A 9,146-nucleotide genomic window follows, 5' to 3' on the forward strand; every position below is an offset into this window, starting at 1 on the left:
CGATTTCTTGCGTATTTGCGAACTAGCCTCCGGCACCGATTGCCGCGCTCCCGATGCAGGCATACCTTAATTACAAATGAAACAAATGGAGTGCCGGAACAATCGGCACCCAGAATTGCCGGGGAGATATCATGACGGCACTCAAGCCCGTCTCGCTGGACGACAAGTATACCCTCGACCGGGGGCGGGTATACATGACCGGTATCCAGGCGCTCGTGCGCGTGCCCATGGCACAGCGACAGCGCGATGCCGCGCGAGACCTCAACACTGCCTGCTTCATATCGGGGTACCGTGGCTCGCCGCTCGGCACCTATGACATGCAGCTCTGGCGTGCCCGCGCATTCATGCAGAAGAACAATATCGAGTTCCAGCCGGGCCTGAACGAAGACCTCGCCGCCACCGCCGTTTGGGGCAGTCAGCAGACCGGACTCTATCCCGGCGCGAAGCATGACGGCGTGTTTTCCATCTGGTACGGCAAGGGGCCTGGCGTCGACCGTTCGGGTGATGCCTTCAAACACGCCAATTTCGCCGGCACGGCAGAGCATGGCGGCGTGCTGGCCGTGGCGGGGGACGACCATGTCGCCAAGTCCTCCACCATCCCGCACCAGAGCGAATATGCATACATGGACGCCTGCATGCCGATGCTGCATCCGGCTGGCGTGCAGGATGTACTGGATTACGGACTCTACGGTTTTGCAATGTCGCGATTCAGCGGCTGCTGGGTCGGGCTGAAGGCAACTGCGGAGAATATGGACAGCTCCGCCTCCATCGATATCGACCCGTTACAGCTCGACATCGTGACACCCGACGATTTCGTTATGCCGCCAGGTGGCCTCAACATCCGCTGGCCCGACCCCTGGCTGGAGCAGGAAGAGCGGCTGCATAACTACAAGCTGCCTGCGGTTCTGGCTTTCGCCCGTGCAAACCGCCTCGACAAGGTGATGCTGGACAGCCCGGCGCCCCGGATTGGTATTATCACCGTCGGCAAATCCTATCTCGATGTCCGTCAGGCGCTTGACGATCTCGGCATTTCTGATCAGGAAGCCGCTGATCTTGGCCTGCGGATCTACAAGGTCGCCATGCCGTGGCCACTGGAGCCGGAAGGGCTGAAGGAATTCGCCGCCGGGCTTGAGGAAGTTCTGGTGATCGAGGAGAAGCGCCCGCTGATCGAGGATCAGGTGAAACAGATCCTGTTCGACCTCGCCGAACGGCCACGCGTCATCGGCAAGAAGGACGAAACCGGCGCCGTTCTGATGTCGGCCAACGGCGAGCTGTCCGCCAGCAGCATCGCCCGACTGCTTGCCCGGCGCATCCTCCAGATGAAGGATCACAGCCGTCTGCGTGACCGGCTGACCTTTCTGGAGGACCACGCCAAGACAGCGCTGAAACCGGTTACGGACTTCCAACGTATTCCCTATTTCTGCTCCGGCTGCCCGCACAATACCTCAACCAAAGTGCCAGACGGCAGTCTCTCCTTCGCCGGGATCGGCTGCCACTTCCTGGCGAGCTGGATGCCGGAACGGGAGACCAAGACCTTCACCCAGATGGGGGCGGAGGGAACACCATGGATCGGCATGGCCCCTTTCACCGAGCACAAGCACATGTTCGTCAATCTGGGGGACGGCACCTACACACATTCGGGCTTGCTGGCGATCCGCGCCGCCGTCGCCGCCAAGGTGAATATCACCTACAAAATCCTCTATAACGACGCCGTCGCCATGACCGGCGGTCAGCCGGCGGAAGGCGCCTTCTCGGTGCTGGAGATCGCCAACCAGGTTGCCTCCGAGCGGGTCTCGGCCCTGCGCATCATCACAGACGAGCCGGACAAATACCCACTCGGCACCCATTGGCCCGATTTCGCCACACTGCACCACCGGGACGAGCTAGACCCCGTGCAGAAGGAACTGCGCGAAACCGACGGCGTGACCATCATTCTGTATGACCAGACCTGTGCCACAGAAAAGCGCCGCCGGCGCAAGCGGGGCCTGCTACCAGAGCCGGCAAAACGGCTGTTCATCAACCAGCGGGTCTGCGAAGGCTGCGGCGATTGCGGCGTTGCCTCGAACTGCGTATCGCTGAGCCCGGTCGAGACAGAGTTCGGCCGTAAACGCGCCATCGACCAAAGCTCCTGCAACAAGGATTACTCCTGCGCCAAGGGCTTCTGCCCGAGCTTCGTCAATGTGATCGGCGGCGGTATCCGGAAGAAATCCGGCGCCCAGCCGGAAAAACCTGCCCGAGCCGACATCTTCCCGGTCCTGCCAGAACCGACGCTTCCAGCACTGGATAATCCCTACAACATTGTCGTGACCGGCATCGGAGGCACCGGTGTCGTCACCATCGGCGCTCTCCTCGGCATGGCAGCGCATCTGGAAGACAAGGGCGTCACGGTGCTCGACCAGATTGGTCTTGCCCAGAAGAACGGCTCCGTCGTGACCCATGTCCGGCTGGCAGCAAAACCCGAAGAGCTGCATGCAGTCCGGATCGCCGCCGGATCGGCCCACCTGCTGCTGGCCTGCGACATGATCACGGCGGTCGGGGTCGATTGTCTGTCCAAGCTCAGCCTTGGCGACACCACCGCGATCGTGAACATCCAGCAGACCATGAACGGCGCGTTCACCCAGAACCCGGATCTGCAATTCCCGACCGAAGCGGTGAAAGCGGCGCTTAAGAGTTCCTGCGGCGAAAACTCGACCCACTTCCTGGATGCGAACCGGGTCGCCACCGCCCTTTTGGGAGACAGCATCGCTTCCAACCTCTTCATGCTCGGCTATGCCTACCAGCTCGGCCAGGTGCCGCTTACGGGCGAGGCTATCCTCAAGGCAGTCGAACTGAACGGGGTCGCTGTAGATTTCAACAAGAAGGCGTTCCTTTGGGGCCGCCGGGCCGCGCACGATCTCGCCACCGTCGAGAAAGCCGCCGCCCCTGTGGTCGAGCAGCCGAAGCATCTCGATCTATCCACCAGCCTCGACGAGATGATCGAGCGGCGCATCGCACAACTCATCGCCTATCAGAATGCGGGCTATGCCGCGCGTTATAACGGTCTGGTCGAAAAAATCCGTGCCGCCGAGGAACGGGCCATGCCCGGCTCCGAAAAGCTGTCCGGGGCCGTTGCCCGTTACGCCTACAAGCTGATGGCCTACAAGGACGAGTACGAGGTCGCCCGGCTCTATACCGACCCGGCCTTCCGGCAACAACTTGACGAGCAGTTCGACGGAAAATTCAAGCTTGAAGTAAACCTCGCACCACCGCTTCTGGCGCAACGCGACCCGGAAACCGGAGAGCTTAAAAAGCGCGCCTACGGACCATGGATCTTCACAGCTTTCAGCCTTATTGCAAAGCTCAAGGGCCTGCGCGGCACCGCTTTCGATCCGTTCGGCCGGACTGAAGAGCGGCGGACGGAGCGCAGGCTGATCGAAGAGTATTTCGCCGACATGGAAGATGTCGCGCGCGGCCTCACCGTTGAGAACCATGCTGCGGCCGTTGTGCTGGCGACCGTGCCTGAACATATCCGCGGATACGGCCACGTGAAGGAACGGCACCTGAAGAATGCGGCCATCCGCCGTGAGGAAGCCCTTGAGGCATTCCGCAATCCAGCGGCAACACGCGACGCCGCCGAATAAAATGACCCCATAAAATGCAAGGCCGGTTCGGTATCTCCGTGACCGGCCTTGCATACACCGGCACCGGCCCCATGTCATCGTGATGGCACGCGGCAAAACCCTCTTCAAACGCATCACTTTATTTGGTCTGGTTCTGATCGGCTTGCTCGGTTTACCCCTTGCAGCGAGCGCGGTCGGTAAATGGGCTGAGGGTCCGACGCACTGGAGTCAGGCCCGGCGGGATTCCGCCGAGATCGCGCCGTCGCCCCAAACGACGCCGGAAGCGGTCGTCCAGGTCTACGCCGCCCGTGCATGGAGCTGGCGCGGCATCTTCGGTGTGCATACCTGGATCGCCGTCAAACAGCCGAATGCCCCGCACTACACCCGCTTCGAAGTGATGGGCTGGCAGCTGCGCCATTCCAACACTGCCGTGCGGGCGACCAATGGCAATCCGGACGGCTACTGGTTCGGCTCGAAGCCCGATCTGCTGCGGGATATCCGCGGCGCGGAAGCTGAAACCCTGATCCCCCGCATCGCCGCCGCCGCGCAATCATACCCCCATGCCGGGACCTACCGAGTTTGGCCCGGCCCGAACAGCAACACCTTTACCGCCCATATAGCCCGGCAGATTCCGGAGCTGCGGCTCGACCTGCCGCCAACCGCCGTCGGTAAGGATTTCATTCCCGAAGGCGGCATCTTCGCAGAGGCACCGAGCGGGACCGGATATCAGGTTTCACTCTTCGGCCTCGCCGGAGTGATGCTGGCGCTGGAGGAAGGCGTTGAAGTCAATCTGCTCGGCCTGACGCTTGGCCTCGACATCAAGAACCCGGCCCTGAAGCTCCCCGGCGTCGGCAGGATCGGAATGTCGGACTGAAGCATTTAGGTCGAGCGCGCCTAAGCCGCCCTAAAGCTCGACGCTCCAAGCTCCTTGGACCATCCCTGCATAATATCAGCATCTGAGAAGGCCCAGCCCCGAACAGCACACTTCCATGCGCGGCACGGCTTGTCGCGGCATCGCGGGCATCGCTTGGCGACGTGCCAAAATAATCCCGGAACCGGGTCAAGAAATGGCCAGCATTTGTAAAGCCCTATGCGAGCGCTTCATCAAAAATACCGCGCCCAATATTAGCCGGCACCGACAATGCTTCGAAAACAAGCATTACTCGGCTCCAGCGGCGGCACACTCATAGAGATTGGCGTTTCGACGGTTGAGATTACCTCTGCGACCGGCTGGGAAAAAGGCTGATAGAACTCCGAAAATCAAAGAAGAGCTCAGACACGACTCAGGTGACGTGGCCGAAATCGCGGCCTCCTCACTTCCGGGTTTGTAATGCGGCGGGTATGGTAAGAGTCCCACCGGACTGAAAGCGAGCCCCTGATGCACTACGCGCCGGACCGCGAGCCCTGCCCGCTACCCTATTCGCCCTTCAAGAGCTGTACTGTGCCGCGGCCGATCGGTTGGCTGTCGACCGTCAGCACGGACGGCATCCACAATCTCGCCCCCTACAGCCAGTGGCAGAACCTGACCTTCGATCCGCCGATGGTGATGTTCGCCGCGAACCAGTACCCGGACGGGCGACGCAAGGACAGCGTTATAAATGCCGAGGAAACCGGTTGGTTCGTGTGGAATATGGCGACCATGGCACTGCGCGAGGCGGTGAATATTTCCGCCATGGCTGTGGCGCCAGACGTGGACGAGTTCACCGAGGCGGGCGTCACCAAGACGACTTGCATCGATGCCCCCTGCATGCGTGTCGCGGAGAGCCCGGCACATTTCGAATGCCGCTATCTTTCAACACACCGTCTGCCGGGGAACAGTCCCGTCGGCACGGTGGACGTGGTTTTCGGCAAGGTTGAGCGTATCCATGTGAGGGATGACGTCATCGGGGCGGACGGCAAGCTCGATATCGCCAAGATCCAGCCTCTCGCCCGAATGGGCTATTATGACTACACCTGCATCACCGAGGTCTTCGAGATGCGGATCCCCTCGGCCAGCGGTGTCGCCGAAGACGGACTGGAAGGCAAACCGTCCCGGTGACGCTGCAAACGACGTCTTGCCTGTTCACCGGAACGACAGCGACGGGGCCCGGAGAAAAATCAAGACCCGCTTCAGCACGGCACTGAAATTGATTGGAATGATTTGGAATGGCGCCTCGCGCTCTCGCCATCCGCTGCAGAGGCACAGGAACATCATATCACTCAATGAATTAAGGGAATATTCAACAAAAATTATTAAATTACTCAAAGCTAATTAGAAAGACAGGCTATCTGAATGCCGGTAGTCGAAGCTTAACGAGCTTCGATGCGTCGAAGCATTCTGTTTTATAGGACCCGAATTGCAATGACAGGGACACGCCGCTCCAGCAATTTCACGCCGTCCGCTCGCGACACTTCCGGCGCCTTGATCAACCACGCAGGCTCGTCCCTCAAGAAAGCACAGCCAGACAAGCGCTACACAACAGCGCTGAGACTGATCCTCCTGGCATTCATCCTGTTTGGTTCAATTGGGGGCTCCGTCAACCACGCTGCGGCAGCCAGTTCGGACATGATAGTGATCGTGGACGGCTCAAGGGATCGGGTCCCCTTGCTGCCGTCAACCGTGTTGTCGGATGATTCGGCATCGCTCTCTCCGGAACAGGCGGCCGATCTGCTTGCGCAACCGGATGCCAAGAGAAATACGCGCGTGATCAGCCGGGGTTATCTTTCCAGTGTAACCTGGGCCAGGGTCTCTCTCGAGATAGAGCCGGCAGCCACCGGGCTATGGTATTTCACGCTGGAACTTCCGAACTTCGATCATCTCGACGTCTACCGCATCGGACCGGCCCCCGGCGATGCTCCGGAATTCCTGTTTTCCATCGGAGACCGGGAGCTGCCGCTAACGGATATTGCGACCCGCTTTCATATCGCACCGATGGACCTGAAACAGGGCCGCTTCGACATTCTGGTGCGCGGAGAAACCGCGAGCACCATGACCCTGGATATAAATCTGCGCAAGCTCGACGCCATGCTCATCGAAGAGGGGAAATTTGTATCCTGGCAGATATTTCTTCTCGGCATATTCTCCATTTTGTTCCTGGGCGCGCTTGTTCTGTTTCTTTACACACGGCACTTCATCTACCTGATCTATTGCGCGAACCTGTTTGCTCATTCCACAACCTGGCTACTGATCAACGGTGTCGGACCCGGCCTGCTCTGGCCTGATCTGGCGCCACACTTCCATATCGGCCCGGAAAAACCGGTCGCGCTCTCAATTTGCACGACCATTACGTTCGCGGCCTATTTCCTGTCCACGGCCAGAGTGCCCCGACCGGTAAGAGTCTTGCTGTGGACCGGAGCGGTACTCAGCGGGCTGCTCACGCTGGTATGTATCGTGGCGCCGGCGTCGCTCGAAGCGTGGACTCATCCGATTGTCAGCAGCTTGGGCTTGCCGGTTTTGGCCGTCTTGATGATCACAACAGTTATCGCCCTGCTCCGAAATGAGCCGACAGCATGGCCGCTCATGTTGACATGGGTGGTCTTTCTCGGGGTCATAACAATGGTTGTGCTGCGCGACTGGGGATACATCCCGAGCAACTCCATCACGCTGGCCGGTGGCCAAGTGGCCATGTTTTTCGAGATCATAATTTTCGCGGGAATGCTGGTTCATCGCCTCGGCAAACTGCAGGCTGAGAAGATACAACTCCAGAACGAGGCCCTTACAGCGGCCCGGGCGCAAGAGGAGGTACTGGAACGGCGCGTAGCGGACAGGACGGCCGAGCTGGCTGTCGCTGTGAAAAGGGAGCGCGCGGCACTGGTGCTGCAACGGCAATTCGTTGCAATGGTCAGTCATGAGTTCCGCACGCCGCTGGCCGTAATCGACGGCGTGGCGCAAAATCTCGCCGTGGAGCAACCGGAGACCCTCACCAAAGGCCAGCGTATTCGAGATATGGTGAAGGGGCTGCTGCGGATGATCGAGACATGCCTCATCGCCGAGCGCATCGAAGACGGTGCACTCCGGATCAGTCGCGCGCCCATTGATCTGCGGCTGTTACTCGAAACCGCCGTCGAAAACAGTCAGAAGACCGCGCCGGGCCACGATTTCAACCTTGAGTTCCCCGAACAACTACCCCACTTGTCTGCAGATATGAAGCTTCTTGAAATCGCCATCAACAATCTGCTTGAGAACGCGATAAAACACACCCCCGCCGGAACAGCCGTAACCGTTGCCATAAAAGCGGAAGATGGCACCGTCGATCTTTTGGTGCTCGATAACGGTCCCGGCATTACGGCACAGGATAGCGGCAGAATATTCGAGAAGTACTACAGAGGAGGCAAGACGTCCGGAACCGGCCTTGGGCTCTATCTGGTCCGCGCCATCATAGAGGCAAATGACGGTTCGGTATTTCACGAGAACAACAGCCCGCGCGGCAGCCGCTTCGTTATTCGGCTTCCAATCCAACCGGGCCTCGCTTCTGAAGAGGAAAATGATGAACAGTAAGCGGTCGAATGGCACGATCGACATCATCATTGTCGAGGACAACGCGTTACTCCGCGCGGAAGTTTCGGCCTATCTGCAACGCGTGGGCATGGCGGTCCGGACTGCGGAGTGTGGAGCGGAGCTGGATCAACTGCTTGCCGAGGCACCGACCGATGTGGTCGTGCTCGATCTTGGGCTGCCGGCAGAGGACGGGACCGTGATAGCACAGCGCCTCCGCGACCTTTATCCGGCCATGGGTATCGTCATGGTCACGGCGCGCGGGCAGGTTGCAGAGCGTGTTTTGGGATATGCAACGGGCGCGGACATCTATCTCGTCAAGCCCGTGGACTACAGCGAACTGGAAGCGGCGATCCGCGCGATCCTGCGTGGACGCACCGACCAGACAGCGACCAGCAGTGCCGACGACCCTGCGGCTGCACAGCAGACGCAATGGCGCCTCGACACCCATGCCCGATCCCTCACGGCACCGTCCGGCGAGACAGTGACACTGACCCACACCGAAACCGACATCCTTTCCTGTCTGTGCGAAGCAGCCGGCCAGACGGTTTCACGCGCTGTTATTACAGCGCGCCTCGGACGCGATGCCACCATCAGCAACCACCGCTCTGTCGACCAGGTTGTCAGTCGCCTGCGCCGCAAGATTGCCTCCCGGACCAACTCCGAAGTTACACTCCGGTCGGCCTATGGGCATGGATATTATCTGGCGCAGACAATTCTCGAAAATTGAATAAAAGCTCATCAATGATTTGATGGAGGAAATATTTAGTGCCTCCGTCTCGACTGTCACAATTCGTCATTATTGTTTCTTTGACAATGAAAATTAGAGAAATTAACTTCTATCCAAATAATCAATCAGCGGCTTGTTAAAATAGTCGCGTCGGCTAAGATATATACTCGAATACAGGACTCTTCACCGTGCAAACACTTGCCCCGGAACGCCTTCTCTTTGTCGACAGGCAAGTGGAAGATGCAGATCTCCTGCTTTCTTCCATAACTCCTGACATACAGCTCCACATGCTGTCGGAAGCGGGTGATCCGCTGGCCGAGATCGCGGCGGTCATCTCCTGCAC

The 9,146-nt window shown here is 59.3% G+C and carries 5 protein-coding genes; all 5 read left to right on the forward strand.

What is annotated here, in order from left to right; all coding sequences use genetic code 11:
• Nucleotides 1-131: 131 nt before the first annotated feature.
• The 5 genes from ABJ076_RS09280 (at nucleotide 132) to ABJ076_RS09300 (ending at nucleotide 8,803) form a co-directional block, all read left to right on the forward strand.
• The gene (locus ABJ076_RS09280; RefSeq protein WP_348195255.1) at nucleotides 132-3,620 is read left to right on the forward strand and encodes an indolepyruvate ferredoxin oxidoreductase family protein; all 3,489 of its coding nucleotides are present in this window, start codon (nucleotides 132-134) and stop codon (nucleotides 3,618-3,620) included.
• 82 nt (nucleotides 3,621-3,702) lie between these two features.
• The gene (locus ABJ076_RS09285; protein WP_348195258.1) at nucleotides 3,703-4,473 is read left to right on the forward strand and encodes a DUF3750 domain-containing protein; all 771 of its coding nucleotides are present in this window, start codon (nucleotides 3,703-3,705) and stop codon (nucleotides 4,471-4,473) included.
• A 504-nt stretch (nucleotides 4,474-4,977) separates the two neighbouring features.
• Nucleotides 4,978-5,637, forward strand: coding sequence for a flavin reductase family protein (locus tag ABJ076_RS09290; protein WP_348195260.1), 660 nt, complete (start codon nucleotides 4,978-4,980; stop codon nucleotides 5,635-5,637).
• A 303-nt stretch (nucleotides 5,638-5,940) separates the two neighbouring features.
• Complete coding sequence (locus ABJ076_RS09295; RefSeq protein WP_348195262.1) at nucleotides 5,941-8,076, forward strand: ATP-binding protein; 2,136 nt, start codon at nucleotides 5,941-5,943, stop codon at nucleotides 8,074-8,076.
• Nucleotides 8,063-8,803: a response regulator transcription factor gene (locus ABJ076_RS09300; protein ID WP_348195265.1), complete on the forward strand. Its 741-nt coding sequence runs from the start codon at nucleotides 8,063-8,065 to the stop codon at nucleotides 8,801-8,803. The genes ABJ076_RS09295 and ABJ076_RS09300 overlap by 14 nt, the downstream gene beginning before the upstream one ends.
• The last annotated feature ends 343 nt before the right edge of the window (nucleotides 8,804-9,146 follow it).

Origin of the sequence: Nisaea sp. (assembly GCF_039990255.1) — a bacterium.
In the GTDB taxonomy this organism is placed as follows: domain Bacteria; phylum Pseudomonadota; class Alphaproteobacteria; order Thalassobaculales; family Thalassobaculaceae; genus Nisaea.